Origin of the sequence: Corallococcus sp. RDP092CA, from assembly GCF_041903675.1 — a bacterium.
Taxonomy (GTDB): Bacteria; Myxococcota; Myxococcia; order Myxococcales; family Myxococcaceae; genus Corallococcus.
In genome coordinates this window covers 142,121-159,904 of the sequence record NZ_JAYESI010000001.1, presented here as the reverse complement: position 1 = coordinate 159,904, position 17,784 = coordinate 142,121, and the positions used below count along the sequence as shown (strand labels likewise).

Here is a 17,784-nt window from a genome sequence, read left to right as displayed (position 1 = left end):
ACTACCCCTTCTTCGGCGGCGTGAACGTCACGCTGGTGCCCACCTTCTGGGCCACCTGCTCGAACCGGTCCTTCTTGCCCTGCTCCATGTAGAAGACCACCGACCACGTCGTCTTCCCGTTGCAGCCCACGTACGTCACCGTGTCCACGTTGCCGCTGCCGTCCGGCGCCGCGTCCGTGTCCGTCTTCGTGGCCGCCGGCTGGCCGCCCACCTTCAGCATCGTCCAGCCCTCGCCGCCGATGTTGGCGAGGATCTTCGTGCGGCACAGCTCCGCCTTCATGCCCGCGGTCTGCACCGTGCCCACGTCCACCAAGAAGTACGCGTCGCCCGAGGGCGCCAGGAACTTCTCCGAGCCATCCACGGTGGAGCGCGTCCACGCCGCCGGGGCCTTCAGGGCGATGTTCTTCACCGTGACGCTGCTCAACGCATCCGCGCTACCGCCCGCGGCCACCATCACGGCAACAAAGGTACTCAGGATCATGACGCCTCCAGCATTTCCAGGAACGGGTTGAAGTAATCCGGCGCCTTCAGCAGCACGCCGTCCAGGCCCTTGCCGCCGGTCTCCTCGCGCTTCACGTCGCCGAAGCGGCCCTTGCCGATGGCGGCGACCATGCCCTCGGAGTGGCACTCACGCAGCAGCTCCTCCGCCTTCGCGAAGACCTCTCGCGCGCGGTTGGCGATCTTCCCGTCCTCGCGGACGGTGAACTCCTCGTCGATGCCCCGCGCCGCGCGGTGGATGTACGACGCGGACTTGAGCGCCACGTACCGGTCCGCGAGCAGCGGCGTGTGCATGGCCTCCGTCATCATGCCCAGCAGCTGGATGCCCTGCCGCGTCCAGATGGCCACCAGGTCCGCCATCACGTCGTACGCGTGGCTGAAGAAGATGTCCGTCTCCTTGTGCTTCGTGGGCGGCATGTACTTGAGCGGCGCGTCCGGGAAGCAGCGGCGCACCAGCATGGCCTGCGACAGCTCCAGGAGCAGCGTGTCTTCGCGGTACGGGTCGATCTCGTAGGAGTGCCCGATGCCCAGCTGCCAGTCCTTGAGGCCGGCGCGCTTGGCGAAGCACTCGTTGATGAACTGGCTGGCGATGACGGTGTGGGCCGCGTCGTAGGCGTCCGCGGTGGTGATGTAGTTGTCCTCGCCGGTGTTGATGATGATGCCGGCCAGGGCGCAGATGCGGCGGCTGAAGTACTGGTCGATGAACGTCCGCCGCATGTTGATGTCGCGGAAGAGGATGCCGTACATCGCGTCGTTGAGCAGCATGTCCAGCCGCTCGTACGCCGCGCAGAAGGCGATCTCCGACATGCACAGGCCGGACGAGTAGTTGGTGAGCTGGATGTAGCGCTTGAGCTTGCGGCTCTCGTCGTCCAGGGCCTCGCGCATGATGCGGAAGTTCTCCTGGGTGGCGTAGGTGCCGCCGTAGCCCTCCGTGGTCGCGCCGTGGGGCACGTAGTCCAGCAGCGACTGCGCCGTGGAGCGGATGACCGCGATGACGTCCGCGCCCGCCTGGGCCGCCGCGCGGGCCTGGTCCACGTCGTCGTAGATGTTGCCGGTGGCGACGATGACGTACTTGTGCGGCGCGGGGGACATGGGGAACTGCTCGCGCAGGGCGTTGCGCTGGGCGATGCGGGTCTTCAGCTCCGCCATCGCCGCGCGAGCCTCCTCGCGCACGGCGTCGCGCAGGTTGGCCTCCAGCTCCGGCGACAGCGGGCCCAGCCTGTCCGTGGGCAGCGCGGTGATGCGCTCCACCGCGTCCAGCGGGCTGCTCGCGCCCAGTTGCAGCGCGCGGCCATACCAGTACGCCGCGCCCCGGTTGAGCACCCCGGCGGACTGAAGCTTGTCCACCATCAGGTTGGCCAACGGCACGCCGCGCGCGCCCGCGCCGGAGATGCCAAAGAAGCGCAGCACGGTGCGCTCGTTGGAGACGGTGGTGTTGTGTTGGATGAGGTCGAAGATCGGGTTGACGATCTCGTCCGCCAGCTTGCGCGCCTCGGCAATCCGCGCGTCGTCGATGAACGGGCCTGACATGCGCGCACCCTACCCGAGCCCCGCGTCCTTCGGCTCAAGAACACGGGCCGGCCCACCGTCAGCGAACGATGCCGCACCGCGCCTCTCGAATGGCGAGACGCATCACCCGGAGGCCCGCACCGAAATCTCGCGGCCCATTCCACACCGAAAAGACGGTGGCGCCTAGAACCGACGAATCGGTGCCACCACCGGAATGCCGGTGGAAAAGACCTGTCCCCAGGCGCCAACCCATTGGAATCACATGAGATAGGGTGTCGGCACAGCGCGTGCTTTTGGCGTGGACCGGTCCCCGTCACCCAGGAGCTCCCGTGAACCGACGCTCGTTGATACTCGCCGTCCTGCTGTCTGGCGCCCCCGTCCTCGCCGCCGGCAACCCGCCTCCCATCACCACCGACTCGGGCGCGCCGCTGGGCACGAACCAGAGCTCCAAGACCGCGGGCCCCCGGGGCAGCGTCCTCCTGGAGGACTTCGCGCTCATCGAGAAGCTCGCGCGCTTCGACCGCGAGCGCATCCCGGAGCGCGTGGTGCACGCGCGCGGCGTGGGCGCCCATGGCGTCTTCGAGAGCTACGGCGACTTCTCCCAGCTCACGCGCGCGTCCATCTTCTCCCAGAAGGGCAAGAAGACGCCCATGTTCGTGCGCTTCTCCACGGTCATCCACCCCAGCGGCTCGCCGGAGACGCTGCGGGATCCGCGCGGCTTCGCGCTGAAGTTCTACACGGACGAGGGCAACTGGGACCTGGTGGGCAACAACCTGCCCGTCTTCTTCATCCGCGACGCCATCAAGTTCCCGGACATGGTGCACTCGCTGAAGCCGTCCCCGGTCACCAACCGCCAGGACCCGAACCGCTACTTCGACTTCTTCAGCCACCAGCCCGAGTCCACGAACATGCTCACCCAGCTCTATTCGGACCTGGGCATCCCGGCGAACTTCCGCCAGATGGATGGCAACGGCGTGCACGCCTTCAAGTTCGTCAACGCCAGGGGCCAGGTGAAGTACGTCAAGTTCAACTGGAAGTCGCAGCAGGGCGTGAAGACCCTCACCGCGGAGGAGGCCACGACGCTGGGCGGCCAGGACTTCCAGCACGCCACGCACGACCTCTATACGAGCGTCCAGGCCGGCAGGTTCCCCTCGTGGGAGCTGAGCGTGCAGGTGCTGGATCCCAAGGACCTGGACGGCTTCGCGTTCGATCCGCTGGACGCCACCAAGGAGTGGCCCAAGGACCGGCTGCCCCCGGTGAAGCTGGGCAGGTTCACCCTCAACAAGATGCCGGACAACTTCTTCGAGGAGACGGAGCAGGCCGCCTTCTCCCCGGGCGTGATGCCGCCGGGCATCGAGCCGTCCGAGGACCGGCTGCTGCAGGGCCGCCTCTTCGCCTACGCGGACACGCAGCGCTACCGCGTGGGCGCCAACTACCTGTCGCTGCCGGTGAACCGCGCGCGCGTCGCCGTGAACAACAACAGCCAGGGCGGCGCGATGAACAGCGGCAACACGAAGTCGGACGTGAACTACGAGCCCAGCATCACGCGCGAGACGCAGGACACGCCCTCCGCCCTCTTCTCCAACGCGCCGCTCTCCGGCACCACGCAGCAGCGCCCCATCGCGAAGACGGACAACTTCTCGCAGGCGGGCGCCTTCTGGTCCGCGCTCGACGCGGGCGGCAAGGAGCGGCTCATCCAGAACCTGGCCGGCGACCTGGGCCAGGTGCGCGACGCGAAGGTCAAGGCGCGCATGGTGGGCCACTTCTACGCGGCCAACGCGGACTACGGCGCGCGCCTGGCCCAGGCCGTGAACGTGAAGCTGGATGACGCGAAGGCCGCCGTCGCGCCGCTCGCCACCCACAGCCAGCCGTGACCTGAACGCGCCGGGGCCGCCGGTGACGCGACGGCGGCCCGGGCTCCCGCTCCCCTCTTCGTGACGCTGGAGACGCCCTCATGGTTCGCAAGCTGCTGCTCGGTTCGCTGGGGCTGGTGATGCTGGTGTGCACGGTGCTGACCGCCGCGTGGATGTCCCTGCGCGCGCCAGCGACGCCCGCGGGACGGCGGCTCGCCACCAGCGACGCGGAGCGCTACCTGCTCGCCGCCGCGCGCGAGGGAGAGACGGACATCGTCGAGGGGCTCATCCGAGCCGGCACGCCCGTGGAGGCCCGCGACGCGCGGGGCTTCTCGCCGCTCATCCTCGCCGCCTACCACGGCCACGCGCGCACGGTGCAGGCGCTGCTCGACGCCGGGGCGGACGCGTGCGCGGGCGACAGCCGGGGCAACACCGCCCTCATGGGCGCCGCCTTCAAGGGGTACGCGGACGTGGTGAAGCTGCTCGCCGCCCAGCCCTGCGCGGTGGACCAGACCAACCGGCTGGGACAGACGGCCCTGATGTTCGCCGTCCTCTTCGGCCGCACGGAGGCCGCCGACCAGCTGCGCCAGCAGGGCGCCTCCCCCGAGCGGCGCGACACCAGCGGCCGCTCCGCCAGCGACTGGGCCCGGACCCAGGCCCCCGCCGCGCCCGTGGCGCCCGCCGGCGACCCCACCGCCCGGGTGCGCTGAAGTCAGCACCCGCCAGCGGACCCGAGCCCGCCGGCAACCCCTCGCGCCAGCCGTCCGTGGAGACCCGGTCTCCCATCCGCTGAGGTTTCATGATTCCCTGGCGGGATGGGATTAGTCGGCTTAATGCGTGATTTCCCGCCCATACAAAATTACCGCACTTTTCCAACTAGACTTGACTCACCCCGGGGGGCTGGCCGCATAACATCCCGCGTCCTTTCAGGAGCACAGGGATGAACAGCCGTCGGGCAATGCCAGTGGGTGGGTGGGCGGTCTTGACCCTCGCGGTGATGTTGAGCGGTTGCGATTTCGGCGGAGGGCCGGACAAGCCCACGGCGCCGCTCACTGCCCCTGAAGCGCCAAAGCAGGTCGTCGCGCAGGCGGGGGATGCGTCCGCGCTGGTGACGTGGACGGTGCCGCCCGGCGATGGCGGCAGCCCGCTGCTCTACTACGTGGTGCGCTGCGTCCCCGAGTGCGGCGGCGCGCTGGTGAAGGTGCCGGACACGCAGGCCACGGTGCTGGGGCTGAACAACGGCTTCACCTACGTCTTCAAGGTCTCCGCGGTGAACGCCGTCGGCGAGGGGCAGGCCTCCGTGGAGACGGACCTGGTGACGCCGCGGGCGGGCATGAGCATCCCGAACCCCACGGTGCCGGGGCAGCCGCGCTCGGTGGTGCCCACCGCAGGCAACGGTCAGGCGTACGTGAGCTGGCTGGCGCCCGCGAGCTACGGCGGCCGGCCGCTGTCGTACTTCAAGGTGCAGGTGGAGCCGGGCGGCAGGGTGCAGCGGGTGGACGCGCCCGCGTCCGGCGCGCTCATCGAGAACCTGGACAACGGGACGGCGTACGCCTTCACCGTCTGCGCCGCGAACGAGGTGGGAGAGGGCCCCTGCTCGCACCCGACGGCCCAGGTGACGCCGCGCCCGGGCGGCGCTCCGGCAAGCTGGGTGATGGGCTACTGGGTGGGCTACCAGCGCGACCTGTACCCGGTGGAGTCGGTGGACATGTCGCTGCTCACGCACGTCGCCGTGGGCCGCATCCGTCCGCGCATCGACGGCACGCTCTACACCGACTTCGACGTGGACGCCGTGGAGGGCCCGAAGATGGCCCGGGCGCTGGCCGAGCGCGCGCACGCGGCGGGCAAGAAGGCCGTGCTGATGCTGGGCGGCATGGGCGAGTACGACGGCTTCAAGGGCGCGACGGAGACGCCGGAGAAGCGCCGCAACTTCGTGCGCAACATCATCAACACCCTGCACGAGCTGCAGTTCGACGGCGTGGACGTGGACTGGGAGCCCATCCTCCTGCCGCAGGACAGCGCGCCGCTGCTGGCGCTGCTGGACGACCTGCGCGCCGCGGACGAGAACATCCTCCTCACGGTGCCGGTGGGCTGGGTGAACAGCAACTTCACGCTGGGCAAGGTGGACGCGGAGTTCCACCGGCAGCTCGCCGCCCGCGTCGACCAGATGAACGTCATGGCCTACAAGATGAGCGGCCACTGGGGACAGTGGGAGAGCTGGCACTCCAGCGCGCTCTTCGGGGAAACGTCCGGGCACCCCAGCTCCGTCGCCAGCTCCGTGCAGGCGTTCCTGGACGCGGGCGTGCCCCCGCAGCGCGTGGGCGTGGGCGTGGGCTTCTTCGGCACCTGCTGGAAGGGCATCACGGAGCCGGGCACCCCGCTGGACGGGCGCCCCGACGTCGTGGAGGAGCAGAGCGACAACGCGATGAGCTACGCCAACATCCAGTCGCTCTACTACTCGCCGGAGGCCTACCGCTGGGACGACGCCGCCAAGGCCCCCTACCTCTCCTTCCCCACCGCGTACGGCCCGCAGGCCTGCAACTACATCTCCTACGAGGACGTCGCGTCCGTGTCGGAGAAGGGCCGCTGGGCGCGGGAGAAGGGCCTGGGCGGCAGCATCATCTGGACCATCAACCAGGGCCACATGCCCAGGACCCTGGCGGGGACGAAGGATCCGCTGATGCAGGCCGTGCACACGGCCTTCCTCAAGCCCTAGACGTAGCGGGACTCGAAGAGCTGGCGCAGCGACGGCTCGGTGCGCAGGAGGTCCAGCGTGAGGGCGGCGTGGTGGGGCACGTAGCCGTTGCCCACGAGCATGGTGACGTCCTTGCCCACGCCCTCCGCGCCCAGGGCCGCCGTGGTGAAGCTGGTGGCCATGGAGAAGAAGATGACGGTGCCGCCGTCCTTCACGGACAGCAGCGACGCCATCTCCGTGTTGCCCACGCTGGCGCAGTTGACCACCAGGTCGCAGAGCTGACCGTTCGTCGCCTTCGCCACGGCCTCCATCACGTCCACGCCCTGGGTGGCGTCGACCTTGAGGGCCTCGTCGCACAGGCCGATGGCGGACAGCGCGTCCAGCGCCTTCTGGGAGATGTCCAGCGCCAGCAGCCTGCCGCGGCTCTCCAGGCTGCGGCGGGCCTGCGCGAGGCACAGCGCGCCGCTCTTGCCCGCGCCCAGCACCGCCACCGTCATGCCCGGGCGCACGTGGCGCGCCACCAGCGCGGGCGCGCCGCACACGTCCAGCGCCGCCAGGGACAGCGTGTCCGGCATGTCCGCCGGGAGCTTCGCGTAGATGCCGCTGGCGAAGAGCAGCGCGTGGCCGCGGATGTCCACGCGGTCGATGTCCGCGTGCACCGCCTTCACCTCCTCGATGACGAGCGGCGTGAGCGTCAGGCTCACCAGCGTGGCGATGCGGTCGCCCGGCTGGAGCACGCCGTTGGCGGGGTGCTTGGGGCCCAGCTCCTTCACCCGGCCGATGAGCATCCCGCCGGAGCCGGTGACGGGGTTCTGCATCTTGCCGCGCTCGCGCACGATGTCCTGGATGCGGGACGCGATGCGCGCGGGGTCGCCGCCCACGTCGTCCTTGATCTGCTTGAAGGACGCGGCGTCGATGTTGAGGCTCTCCACGTCGATGAGCAGCTCCGCCTCGCGGCACGGCAGCGAGGGGTCCAGCTTGCGGGCGCGCTGCGGCAGCACGCCCTTCTCTCCGACGACGCGCGACAGTCCGTAGGTATCCATGGCGTCCCCCTTATCAGTCCCGCGCCAGGAGCGGCACCAGCACCGACAGCGACCGCTCGAAGCGGTACGACACGCCCGAGTGTCCGTCCTCGAACTCCTCGTGCGCCACGTCCACGCCGCCGGCCTTCAGGTCGTCCGCCACCATGCGCGTGCCCCAGCGCAGGTTGAACTCGTCGCGCGTGCCGGCGTCCAGGTAGACCGTCTTCAGCTTGCGGAAGGAGTCCATGAACTTGGGCACGAAGCGCACGGGGTCGTGCACGAGCCACCGGTTCCACACGTCCAGGCGCAGCTTCGCGTTGTGCTGCTCGAAGGGCAGCTCCAGGTTGAGCGGCTCGCCCTTCTTGGGGGAGTAGGCCGCCGCCATGGCCAGAATGTTGATGACCGGGAAGTCGTCACCGCGCACCTTGGTGGCGCTCGCGCGCTGGCGCAGGTCCGTCACCCACGCCTCCACGCCGCCGGCCTTCAGCAGGGCGGTGGCCGCCTTGGGCAGGTCCGGCATGTACGAATATTCGAAGTAGGAGTCCGGCGCGTGCGCGCCCACCAGGGAGAAGACCTCCGGGTGGTAGCGGCCCATCACCAGCGCGCCGTAGCCGCCGGAGCTGTGGCCCACCACCGCGCGCGACGCGGCCCTGGGCAGCGTGCGGAAGGTCCTGTCCACGAAGCCGACGATGTCCTTGACCAGGTAGTCGCGGTAGCGACCGATGGCGTCGCTGTTCACCCACTGGCTGCCGCCCAGCTTCGTCCACGCGTCCGGGAAGACGCCGATGACGGGCGGGATGGCGCCCTGCTCGATGAGCGCGTCCAGGCGGTCCGGCACGGTGGGCGAGAACCCGGACGCGTGGGTCCACGAGCCGCCGCCGTTGCCGAAGGCGTGCAGGAAGTAGACGACCGCGTAGCGCTGCGTGCCCTCCGCGTAGCCCGGCGGCAGGTACACGGTGAGCCGGCGGCGGGCCGGATCTCCCAGCGGGTTGTTCTCCAGCGCGGGGGACTGCACTTCACGCGTCTCGAGCACGCCCTTCATCGGTGCCTCTCCTGGTCGCGGTGCGCCGCGCGTTCTACGCGCTGGAGCCCGGGTGCTTGCCGAACAGCTTCATCACCTGTTGCAGGTCCTCCCACGCCTTGCGCTTCTCCGCGCTGTTGCGCAGGAGGTACGCGGGGTGGAAGGTGGGCATGAGCTGGATGCCCTCGTATTGGCGCCACTTCCCCCGCATGCGGGTGATGGGGGTGGTGTCCCGCAGGAGCGTCTGCGCCGCGAACTTGCCCAGGGCGACGATGACCTTGGGCTGGAGCGCGAGCAGCTGCGAGCGCAGGAAGGGCTCGCACGCGGCGATCTCATCCGGCTCCGGGTTGCGGTTGCCGGGCGGGCGGCACTTCACGACGTTGGCGATGTAGACGTCGTTGCGGGTGAAGCCCATGGCGCCGATCATCTTGGTGAGCAGGTCGCCGGCGGCCCCCACGAAGGGCACGCCCTGGAGGTCCTCGTTCTCACCGGGGCCCTCGCCCACGAACACCAGGTCCGCGCGAGGGTTGCCGGAGCCGAACACGATGTTCTTGCGGCCCGTGCACAGCTTGCAGCGGCGGCAGTCGCCCAGCTCGCGGCGGATCTGATCCAGCGTGGGGCGCTCCCCCTCCACGACGCCGGGCAGCGCGCCGTTGTAGCGGGGCGCGGATGGGGGCACCTCCAGGAGCATCCCCGCGGCGGGCGCGGCCCGGGGGGCTTCGGAGGCCAGGGGGCGCGACGCAGCCATGGGCGCGCGCGGCGCGGCGGCAGGCGGCGCCGCGGCGGCGAGCGGGCGGGCGGCGCCCAGGGGCTGCTTCATCGCGGCGTGCAGGGTGTCGCGAGACGGGGACTCCGCGGGTGGCCGGGGAGGCGGGGGGGCGGCGGCCGGCTCGGGGGTCTTGGCCCGGGCGATCATCGAGCGCACGGACGAGGCGGCGGCGCGCTGCTGCTGGAGCTCGGCGGCGACCTTCGCGTCGACGAGGAGCGCGCGTCCCGCGGTCTCCTCCTGCCAGAGGAGGTGGCGGCGCACGTCCTGGAGTACGTCGGCCAGCTCCTGCGCGGAATCAGGCGTGTCGTCGTTCACGGTGATGGATCGGTATCGAAGGGACCGTCCCGGTGCAAGGAAGCAGCCGGGGAAGTTGCCTGTACGCTTAGCCCAGGGTCGGGGCTTCCGCCACCTTCCGGGCGGAGGCGCCGGGCACTGGTCGAATCAGGACACACCTCCGGCGAACCGCCGTCGGCCGCCGGGCGGACGCGGAGAAGATGCCGCGCGCGGGTTCCACATCCCTTTTCCAGGAGATCCTCGGACATGATCAAGGTGGCCATCGTCATCGGAAGCACGCGGCCCGGACGCAAGGCGGACAAGGTCGCCGCCTGGGTCCACGACATCGCGAAGAAGCGCGGCGACGCCACGTACGACCTCGTGGACATCCAGGACTTCAACCTGCCCCTGCTGGACGAACCGAGCCCGCCGTCGATGGGCAAGTACACGCAGCCGCACACGCAGCAGTGGGCCGCTGCGGTGGAGGGCTACGACGCATACGTCTTCGTCACGCCCGAGTACAACCACGGCACCTCCGGCGCGCTGAAGAACGCGCTCGATTACGTCTACCGCGAGTGGAACAACAAGGTCGCCGGCTTCGTGGGCTACGGCAGCGCGGGCGGCGTGCGCGCGGTGGAGCAGCTGCGCCTCATCGCCTCGGAGCTGCAGATGGCCACGGTGCGCGCGCAGGTGCAGCTGTTCCTCTCCACCGACTTCGAGCACTACACCGTCTTCAAGCCGGACCCCGCCAAGGAGAAGCAGGTGAACACGCTGCTGGATCAGGTGGTGTCCTGGGGCGCGGCGCTGCGCACGGTGCGCGTGAAGCCGTAGCGGCTCAGCTGTCCTGGCGGGCCCGCGCCGTGGCGGCCCGCCGCAGCGCCTCCGCCGTGTCGGGGTCCGCGGGGAAGAACGACTCGATGGCCAGCTCCGCGAGCGTGATGTCCACGGGCGTGCCGAACACGGTGATGGTGCCGAAGAACGACAGCAACCCCAGCGACGTGCGGAGGCGCAGCGGCACCACCACGCCGCCGAAGTCGCGAGTCCGCGCGTCCGGGGTGGGCTCCGGCGCCGGGTAGCCGCGCAGCTCCTCCAGCAGCGCCACGAGCGTGGGGTCCGCGGAGGCATCCACCTGCCGGGTCAGGCGATGGAGGACGTGGTCGCGCCACTGGCGCAGGTTGTCGATGCGCGAGGCCAGCCCCCGCGGGTGCAGGCTCAGGCGCAGGACGTTGATGGGGGGCTCCAGCAGCTCCGGCGACAGGCCCTCCATCAGGAGGCCCACGGCGCGGTTCGCGGTGACGAGCGTCCAGTGCCGGTCCACCGCCAGCGCGGGGTACGGCTCATGGCCCGCGAGCACCAGCTCCACGGCCTCGCGCGTGGCGCTGAGGGCGGGGTCGTCCAGGGGGCGCTCGGCGAAGACAGGCGCGAAGCCCGCGGCGACGAGCAGGCTGTTGCGGTCCCGCAGCGGCACGTCCAGCTCCTCCGCCAGGTGCAGCAGCATGTCGCGGCTGGGCTGGGAGCGGCCGGTCTCCAGGAAGCTCACGTGGCGGGTGGAGACCTCCGCGCGCAACGCGAGGTCCATCTGGCTCAGCCCGCGCCGCTGTCGCCAGCCGCGCAGCAGCTCTCCCACGGGGCGGCCCTGCTGAAGGCTCGTCATGGTGGGGAAGATAGGGGGCGCACGTCATCGCTTCCATTCCCTCGGAGGTAATCGACGCCGCGCGCCCGGCCTCGCATCTTGTGCGCCGTCGACGGACGGCCTTCTCAAGGGGCCGCGCCGTCGCGTTCACCCATTCCACTGAAGGGAACGTGTGCCATGCGCAAGACGAACGTGTCGGGAAGCCTGTTGCGCCGCGTGCTGCTGCTGGACGGCGTCGCCAGCGGAGCGACGGGGCTGTTGGGGGCGCTGGCCGCGGATCCGCTCGGGGCGCTGACGGGCTTGGAGCCAGGCATCCTGCGCGCGGCGGGGATCGGGTTGATCCCCTTCGGGCTGCTGCTGGTGTACCTGGCGTCGCGAGCCACCCTGCCCGCCTGGCCGGTGTGGTGCGTGGTCGCGATGAACGTGACGTGGGTGGTGGACAGCGTGCTCCTGCTGACGCACGGGCCGACGACGCCCACGGGCCTGGGGGTGGCGTTCGTCACGGCGCAAGCGCTGGCGGTCGCGGTGTTCGCGGCGCTGGAGTACGCGGGCCTGCGGCGAGGTACCGCGACGGCCATGGCCTGAGTCATCCAGTCCGCGCGGCCCGAGGTTTCGGTCGTGCCGCGCGGATGGACAGGCGTTGCCCTCGTGACGGGGCATGGCACGGCCACGTCCTCCGTCATGGTGCCCGTGGGCGCGGACGTGCGGCGGATGCGCCACCTATCGCGCTGCGACCCGCCCCCGGGAGACCGGGGCGGGCCGCAAGGGCTCCTCAAAAGTCGCAACGAGTAATGCAATCAATCTCAATGATGCCGCCATTGTAGGGCTGCCCGTTCGGAGGCTTGCACCGAAGATAGGTCATGACACCTTCGTGTCCGGTGGGCTTGGCATCGCAATAGTAGCATGCGAATGCAACACGGGCGCTCTCACCAGGCCTACAGCTTGGCTCCTCGGTCGTCGCCGCAGAAGAGAGCATCTGACTGGACTCGCCTTCGGCCAGCTCCTCCACCTCGGCACCGCCACAGCCAGAGAGGAAACCTGCCACTACGAGCGCTCCAACAATTACAAGTCGCACTTGGCCATCTCCTATCATTACCGAATATACGGCTTTTGCATGATAGCGCATGCATTCTGCCATGTGAACCCTACACCTCGTGTTTGGGCAGTGCGTCACGACTGGCCATGGCGCCCGACGTGGCCCCCCCTGGGCCTGCTCCGCATCAGTGGACCCCCTCTGGAGCTGCTGGACTATGGTGCGCCGCGAGGTTGATCTGAGATTGCTTGCGCATCCGCCTGCCGTGACAGGAAACGCGGACGGTCGAGGGTCTGCCCCAATCGCGGGCATCGCTGGTGCGGCGCCCGACTCACGAGGACTCATGACTACGAGAATGAACCCATTGGTTGTCACGTTGGCAGTGCTGGCGATGTCCACGAGCTTCGCCGCAACCTCCAACGTGGGGGATGTGTGTGCCGGGCAAGGCTCGCCGCCGGCCGGCTTCCCAAGCTGCGTGTGGTCGATTCCGGTGGCGGGTGGCGAGGCCCTGCTCGACACGGCGGGCAGTGCCAGCGCGTCGGAAGTCAGACAAGCGCTGTCCGAGGGACGAGCGCCGAATCTCGCGCCCCACGTCGTGACCGACGAGGAAGGCGCACTCGTGGGCCAGGCCCTGCTGCTCGCGACAAGCTCGCTCTCTGAGGCGCTCGGCAGCGACCTGCCGACCTACGAACTACCGAGCGGCGATGAGCAGGTGACGGTCATTGAGGGCACGCTCACGGGTCAGTCGGGCCCGACTGGCCAGGAGGTCATGCTCAAGATCTACTTCTACAATTGGGGCCACGGCCACTGGACGATCATCTTCGAGGTCAACGAGCATGAAGGCGTGGGATACGACAGCAAGGGCGGCTGGTTCACGCTTCTGTGAAACGCACCTGCCGTCCTCTCTCGCTGTTCGGGTGACGACGTCGCGGCATTACCGCAGCAGGTGAGGCCGCAGAAGAGGTGATTGACGACGTCCAGCGCCGGCCGGGCGCCGAGCACTCGCGGCCCCAGGTGCTCGGCGTCGCGGGACCTCCATTCACCTCCGGGAAGCGCGAGGCCCCCAAGGGACGCCGCTCCCTCCAGACCATGGTCGCCGTGAGGCGCGACGGCGGCTGGTCCTTCACCGCCTCCCAGCCGCCCAGCGCCGTCGCGCGCTGGATGATGCGCCTGACGCCGCCGAAGCGCTCAGCCTCGCGGTGACACGAGCAGCAGCGACAGGAGCTCCGCCGCCACCGCGCGCTTGCTCCCCTGCAACACCCGGTCGGCCGCCCCTCGCGAGATCACCGTCACCTGGTTCGTCTCCGTCCCGAACCCCGCGCCCTCGGCGGTGACGTCGTTGGCGACGATGGCGTCCAGCCCCTTGCGCTCCAGCTTCTCGCGCGCGTGCTCCACCACCCGCTCCGTCTCCGCCGCGAAGCCCACCAGCACCGGGCGCTTCGCCTTCCCCGCCACCTTGCGCGACGCCTCCAACAGCACGTCCGGCGTCCGCACCAGCTTCAGGGTCTCCGGCCCCGCGCCCTTCTTCACCTTCTGCGGCGCGCGCGTCTCCGGACGCCAGTCGCTCACCGCCGCGGTGGCGATGAACGCGTCCGCGGACTCCACGCGCGCCAGCACCTCGCGCGCCATGTCCTCCGCGCTCACCACGTCCACCACCTCCAGGCCCGTGCGGTCCACCGCGCCCACCGGCCCCAGCACCACCGTCACCTTCGCGCCCAGCGCCCGCGCCTCGTGTGCCAGCGCCAGGCCCATCTTCCCCGTGGACGGGTTGGAGATGAACCGCACCGGATCCAGGTACTCGCGCGTGGGCCCCGCCGTCACCAGCACCGTCCTGCCCGTGAGCGGACCTCCTCCCAGCCTCGCCGCCACCGCGGACACGATGGCGCCGACGTCCGCCAGGCGCCCCGCCCCCACGTCGCCGCACGCCAGCATCCCCGCGCCCGGCCCCACGGTGCTGAAGCGAGGCTCCGCCAGCAGCGACGCCACGTTCTCCTGCGTCCGGGCGTTCTCCCACATCGCCACGTTCATCGCGGGCGCCAGCACCACCGGCCCCTTGAAGGCCAGGAGCGACGTCGTCACCGCGTCACCGCCGAAGCCGGCTCGGATCTTGGCGATCAGGTCCGCCGTCGCGGGGGCCACCACGTAGAGCTCGCCCCAGCGGGCCAGGTCCAGGTGGCCGAAGTTCCCCTCCTGCGCCGGGTCGAAGTAGTCCGTGAGCGGCGGATGTCCCACGAGCGCCTGGAAGGTCAGCGGGGTGACGAACTGGCGCGCGGCCTCCGTCATGGCCACCCGCACCTCCGCGCCCGCGCGGCCCAACTCACGCACCAGCTCGCAGGCCTTGTACGCCGCGATGCCGCCACCCACGCCGACGATGATCCGGCGACCCTTCAATGCCGATGCGTCCATGCGGCTTCATTACGCGCCAGCCCGCCCGGTCGCAACACGACTACCGCAGGGACACCTCGCCCTGGGAGGGCACGTCCACCGAGCGCACCACCGGGCCCGCCCCCGGCATCTCCGCGTGGAAGTAGCCCCAGACCAGCGTGTAGCGCCCCGGCTTGAGCCCCTGCACCACCACCCGCTCCGACATGGGCTGGTACACCAGCTGCGCATACCGGGTGCGCAAGAGCTCCGTGGGCGGATTGCCCACCGCGCCCACGTCGCCCGGCACCACCCACAGCGCCTTGCCCCGCTCCGGCTCGATCAACACCGTCACCGAGCCCGTCCCTGGCACCGGCCCCAGGTCCAGCGTCATCTCCGTGCCCGCCACCTGCGCCACCACCGCCGGCTGCTGGCCCGCCCCGCGCCCGCCCACCACGAAGCGGTAGTTGCCCGGCGACAGGTCCGCGCTGTAGCGGCCGTCCGCGCCGGTGATGAGCGACACCGTCTCACTGCGGTCCGCGTTGAGCCCCTCCACCTGCGCGCCCGCCGCGGGCTGCCCGTCCGCCAGGTACACCCGGCCCGTCAGGTGCGTCGCGGGCTTGAGGGTCAGCTCCACCTGCGCCGTGCTCCCGCGCGGCACCTCTTGCGTCCCGCTCACCTTCCCCTTGCGCGCGGACACCGTGAAGCGCGGCACGAACGGCGGACTCGCCAACGTGAAGCTGCCGTCCGGCCCGGACAGCACCGACCCGTCACACACGTCGCAGGTCACCACCGCGTCCGGCACCGCGCCGCCGGACGCATCCCGCACCCGCCCGGACACCGACGGCGCCTTCACCAGCACGATGTCGCCCATGTCCTGCGGCGTCGACGGACGGTCCACCACCTGCGGCTCGTAGCCGGACGCGTCCACGGCCACGATGAGCCGGTCGCCCGACGTGGACAGCGGCAGCTCGAAGCGCCCGTCCTGGCTGTTCACGTCGTGCTCGTCCACGCGGAAGCGCCGCACCGGCTGGCCCGAGTCGTCCACCACGCGCCCCCGGAACGTCGTGCGCCGGCGCATCTTCACCTGCACCGGCGGCCCGCCCGGCTTGCCCTGCGGCCGCTCCAGCGGCTCGTAGCTCGCGTGGCGCGCCTCCACCACATAGGTCCGGTCAGGCCGCAGCGCGCGGAACTCGAAGTGGCCGCTCGAGTCCGACTGCGTCGGCGCCGCCACGCGCGGCATCACGCTCATCGCCGCGCCCACCACCGGCTGGCCGTCCTCGTCCACGACGTCGCCCGTGAGCTGCGCGCCGGGCTCCAGCTCCACCGTCACCTGCTGCCTCGCCCCGTCCTGCACCGTCACCGGCCGCGGCGAGGACGGCAGGTACTCCGGATGCGACGCCACCAGCTGGTACGTGCCCGGCGGCAGCCCGCGCATGGGCACCACGCCGTCCGGCCCGGAGGGACGGTCGCTGCGGAAGATGTTCTCCGGCTCCGCCCACAGCATCACGTCCGCGCCCTCCACCCGGCGGCCGCCGCTCGTCACCGTCACGTCCGCGCCCGCCTTCGCCTCCAGGGACAGCGTCACGTCCGTCGCGGGCGCCGTCGCCTGCACGCTGCCACCACCCCACTCGGAGTGGTGCGCGTGCAGCGTGTAGAGCCCCGGCATGGGCACCTGCGCCGAGAAGTGGCCGTTCTCGTCCGCGTTCACCACCGAACCGGTGGGCTGCACCAACACGGACACGCCCGACGCCGGCCGGCCGTACTCGTCGATGACGTTCCCGCTGATGACCGTGGCCTTCGCCAGCTCCAGCTCCAGCGGCGTCTCGCCCTGCGCCACGCGCGCGGGCAGCTGCGCCGAGGTGAAGCCCTCCGCCTCCCCTTCCAGCACGTACTCCCCGGGCGCCAGCGGCCCCAGCTCCGCCAGCGCCCCGGTGGGCACCGCGTCGCGGCGGATGAGGTCGCCCGCCACCGTGCGCAACAGCAGCTGCGGGTTGGGCACCGGCTGGCCCTCTTCATCCACCACCGTGACGAGCAGCCGGCCCGCGGCCTCCAGCTCCAGCGTCACCTGCGTCACCCGCTGCGACAGCGTGAGCGTCTGGGGCGTGGAGCCGAAGCCCGGCGCCTCCGCCGTCACCACCACCTCGTCCGGGTACAGGCCGTTGAAGCGCACCGGCCCGCCCTGCGCCTCCGTGTGCTCCTCGCGCGTCAGGTGGTCGCCCCGCAGCCGCACCGTCGCCGCCGCGGGCGCGCCGTCGCGCGTCACGCGCACCTCCAGCGTGCGCGACGGCGTCAGCTTCAGGCGCAGGGGCTGCGAGTCCGCCTCCACCTGCTGCGCCACCGCGGGCTGGAAGCCCTCCGCGTCCGCCAGCACGTAGAAGGGGCCCTCGCCCAGGCCGGACAACGTGAAGGCCCCGCCCGCGCCCGCCACGGCCTCGAAGGGCAGCGGCACCTTGCGCGACACCGCGCGCACGCGCGCCCCGGGCTTCGCGTGGCCGGAGTCATCCACCACCGTGCCGGTGATGCTCCGCAGCGGCGGCAGGTACAGCTCCACCGCCTCTCCCGGCGCGGCCCGGTCCTTGAGCGCCACGCCCAGCCCCTCCGAGCGCGCCCAGACGGTGAAGGACACCCCCGCCAGGTGCTCGAAGCGGAACTTCCCTTCCGCGTCCGTGCGCACCGTGGCGCGCGCCGTGAGGAAGCCCTGCTGCTGGTCGAAGAAGGCCCGCGTGTGCAGCGCCGTCTCGTGCGCGGCGCAGGCCAGCAGCGCCAGGCCGCACTCGTCGCACCGCACGTCCGCCAGCGTCCGCTCCGCCGACGCCGCGAGCGACACCTCCGCGTCCGGCACCGGCCGGCCATTGCCGTCCAGCACGCGCCCGGTGAGCGTCAGCCCCTCCTGCGCCCCGGACGACACCGCCACCGGGTTGAACGCGGGCATCCCCTGGCGGATGGAGCTCGCGGAGACGGGCGACACCGGGCGCGCGGCCGGAGCGCCCCACCGGGGCCCCAGCACGATGGCGGCGAGCGCCAGCACGGCGGCCGCCGCGATGAAGACCCATTTGCGCATGTGTACGCGGCCGGGACCTTACTCCCAGGCCGGCCCCCCAACGACGGTTTCCC

At 70.9% G+C, this 17,784-nt stretch carries 15 protein-coding genes; 7 read left to right on the top strand and 8 right to left on the bottom strand.

Annotated features, from left to right (window positions below):
* Nucleotide 1: 1 nt before the first annotated feature.
* Nucleotides 2-481 carry a hypothetical protein gene (locus tag U8525_RS00735; protein WP_374259745.1) on the bottom strand — a complete coding sequence of 160 codons (480 nt, stop codon included), beginning with the start codon at nt 479-481 and terminating at the stop codon, nt 2-4.
* Nucleotides 478-2,028, bottom strand: a complete 1,551-nt coding sequence (locus U8525_RS00730; RefSeq protein ID WP_374259743.1) for a lysine 5,6-aminomutase subunit alpha — start codon at nt 2,026-2,028, stop codon at nt 478-480. Before U8525_RS00730 ends, U8525_RS00735 begins: the two co-directional genes overlap by 4 nt.
* A gap of 308 nt (nt 2,029-2,336) precedes the next feature.
* Here U8525_RS00730 and U8525_RS00725 point away from each other — a divergent pair, with 308 nt between their 5' ends.
* The 3 genes from U8525_RS00725 to U8525_RS00715 all read left to right on the top strand — a co-directional run bounded on the left by U8525_RS00725 (nt 2,337) and on the right by U8525_RS00715 (nt 6,576).
* Nucleotides 2,337-3,881 (top strand): catalase, encoded by a 1,545-nt coding sequence (locus tag U8525_RS00725; RefSeq protein WP_374259740.1) that lies wholly within the window; start codon nt 2,337-2,339, stop codon nt 3,879-3,881.
* An 80-nt stretch (nt 3,882-3,961) separates the two neighbouring features.
* Nucleotides 3,962-4,570 carry an ankyrin repeat domain-containing protein gene (locus tag U8525_RS00720; RefSeq protein WP_374259737.1) on the top strand — a complete coding sequence of 203 codons (609 nt, stop codon included), beginning with the start codon at nt 3,962-3,964 and terminating at the stop codon, nt 4,568-4,570.
* A gap of 272 nt (nt 4,571-4,842) precedes the next feature.
* Nucleotides 4,843-6,576, top strand: a complete 1,734-nt coding sequence (locus U8525_RS00715; RefSeq protein ID WP_374259734.1) for a glycosyl hydrolase family 18 protein — start codon at nt 4,843-4,845, stop codon at nt 6,574-6,576.
* On the opposite strand, the gene U8525_RS00710 is transcribed toward U8525_RS00715, so the two are convergent.
* From U8525_RS00710 to U8525_RS00700, 3 genes are read right to left on the bottom strand one after another with little or no spacing between them, the layout of a single operon-like run.
* Entirely contained in the window at nt 6,573-7,598 is a 1,026-nt protein-coding gene (locus U8525_RS00710) for an L-erythro-3,5-diaminohexanoate dehydrogenase (RefSeq protein ID WP_374259731.1), read from the bottom strand. The two genes, U8525_RS00715 and U8525_RS00710, sit on opposite strands and share 4 nt — an antisense overlap.
* 13 nt (nt 7,599-7,611) lie before the next feature.
* Complete coding sequence (locus U8525_RS00705) at nt 7,612-8,619, bottom strand: alpha/beta hydrolase (protein WP_374259729.1); 1,008 nt, start codon at nt 8,617-8,619, stop codon at nt 7,612-7,614.
* 34 nt (nt 8,620-8,653) lie between these two features.
* Complete coding sequence (locus U8525_RS00700; RefSeq protein ID WP_374259726.1) at nt 8,654-9,682, bottom strand: uracil-DNA glycosylase family protein; 1,029 nt, start codon at nt 9,680-9,682, stop codon at nt 8,654-8,656.
* A gap of 225 nt (nt 9,683-9,907) precedes the next feature.
* On the opposite strand from U8525_RS00700, the gene U8525_RS00695 reads away from it, so the two are divergent.
* The gene (locus U8525_RS00695) at nt 9,908-10,471 is read left to right on the top strand and encodes an NADPH-dependent FMN reductase (RefSeq protein WP_374259723.1); all 564 of its coding nucleotides are present in this window, start codon (nt 9,908-9,910) and stop codon (nt 10,469-10,471) included.
* A gap of 4 nt (nt 10,472-10,475) precedes the next feature.
* On the opposite strand, the gene U8525_RS00690 is transcribed toward U8525_RS00695, so the two are convergent.
* A complete protein-coding gene (locus tag U8525_RS00690; RefSeq protein ID WP_374259721.1) occupies nt 10,476-11,294 on the bottom strand; it encodes a helix-turn-helix domain-containing protein in 819 nt (272 codons plus the stop codon).
* Nucleotides 11,295-11,450: 156 nt separating this feature from the next.
* Between U8525_RS00690 and U8525_RS00685 the strand changes: the two genes are divergently transcribed.
* The 3 genes from U8525_RS00685 to U8525_RS00675 all read left to right on the top strand — a co-directional run bounded on the left by U8525_RS00685 (nt 11,451) and on the right by U8525_RS00675 (nt 13,509).
* A complete protein-coding gene (locus U8525_RS00685; protein ID WP_374259719.1) occupies nt 11,451-11,858 on the top strand; it encodes a hypothetical protein in 408 nt (135 codons plus the stop codon).
* Between the two features lie 803 nt (nt 11,859-12,661).
* The gene (locus U8525_RS00680) at nt 12,662-13,192 is read left to right on the top strand and encodes a hypothetical protein (protein WP_374259716.1); all 531 of its coding nucleotides are present in this window, start codon (nt 12,662-12,664) and stop codon (nt 13,190-13,192) included.
* 77 nt (nt 13,193-13,269) lie between these two features.
* A complete protein-coding gene (locus tag U8525_RS00675) occupies nt 13,270-13,509 on the top strand; it encodes a hypothetical protein (RefSeq protein WP_374259714.1) in 240 nt (79 codons plus the stop codon).
* Here the strand turns inward: U8525_RS00675 and coaBC are convergent.
* Together coaBC and U8525_RS00665 are read right to left on the bottom strand one after the other, a co-directional pair.
* The gene (gene coaBC / locus U8525_RS00670) at nt 13,495-14,712 is read right to left on the bottom strand and encodes a bifunctional phosphopantothenoylcysteine decarboxylase/phosphopantothenate--cysteine ligase CoaBC (protein WP_374259712.1); all 1,218 of its coding nucleotides are present in this window, start codon (nt 14,710-14,712) and stop codon (nt 13,495-13,497) included. The genes U8525_RS00675 and coaBC overlap by 15 nt on opposite strands.
* Nucleotides 14,713-14,752: 40 nt before the next feature.
* On the bottom strand, nt 14,753-17,731 hold the full coding sequence (locus tag U8525_RS00665; protein WP_374259709.1) for a carboxypeptidase regulatory-like domain-containing protein: 2,979 nt from the start codon (nt 17,729-17,731) through the stop codon (nt 14,753-14,755).
* Nucleotides 17,732-17,784: the final 53 nt, after the last annotated feature.

What these genes read in the sequence shown, in the direction of transcription:
- U8525_RS00735 (WP_374259745.1), bottom strand. Translation starts at nt 481, where the DNA reads ATGATCCTGAGTACCTTTGTTGCCGTGATGGTGGCCGCGGGCGGTAGC.
- U8525_RS00730 (WP_374259743.1), bottom strand. Translation starts at nt 2,028, where the DNA reads ATGTCAGGCCCGTTCATCGACGACGCGCGGATTGCCGAGGCGCGCAAG.
- U8525_RS00720 (WP_374259737.1), top strand. Translation starts at nt 3,962, where the DNA reads ATGGTTCGCAAGCTGCTGCTCGGTTCGCTGGGGCTGGTGATGCTGGTG.
- U8525_RS00710 (WP_374259731.1), bottom strand. Translation starts at nt 7,598, where the DNA reads ATGGATACCTACGGACTGTCGCGCGTCGTCGGAGAGAAGGGCGTGCTG.
- U8525_RS00705 (WP_374259729.1), bottom strand. Translation starts at nt 8,619, where the DNA reads ATGAAGGGCGTGCTCGAGACGCGTGAAGTGCAGTCCCCCGCGCTGGAG.
- U8525_RS00695 (WP_374259723.1), top strand. Translation starts at nt 9,908, where the DNA reads ATGATCAAGGTGGCCATCGTCATCGGAAGCACGCGGCCCGGACGCAAG.
- U8525_RS00690 (WP_374259721.1), bottom strand. Translation starts at nt 11,294, where the DNA reads ATGACGAGCCTTCAGCAGGGCCGCCCCGTGGGAGAGCTGCTGCGCGGC.
- U8525_RS00685 (WP_374259719.1), top strand. Translation starts at nt 11,451, where the DNA reads ATGCGCAAGACGAACGTGTCGGGAAGCCTGTTGCGCCGCGTGCTGCTG.
- U8525_RS00680 (WP_374259716.1), top strand. Translation starts at nt 12,662, where the DNA reads ATGAACCCATTGGTTGTCACGTTGGCAGTGCTGGCGATGTCCACGAGC.
- coaBC (WP_374259712.1), bottom strand. Translation starts at nt 14,712, where the DNA reads ATGGACGCATCGGCATTGAAGGGTCGCCGGATCATCGTCGGCGTGGGT.
- U8525_RS00665 (WP_374259709.1), bottom strand. Translation starts at nt 17,731, where the DNA reads ATGCGCAAATGGGTCTTCATCGCGGCGGCCGCCGTGCTGGCGCTCGCC.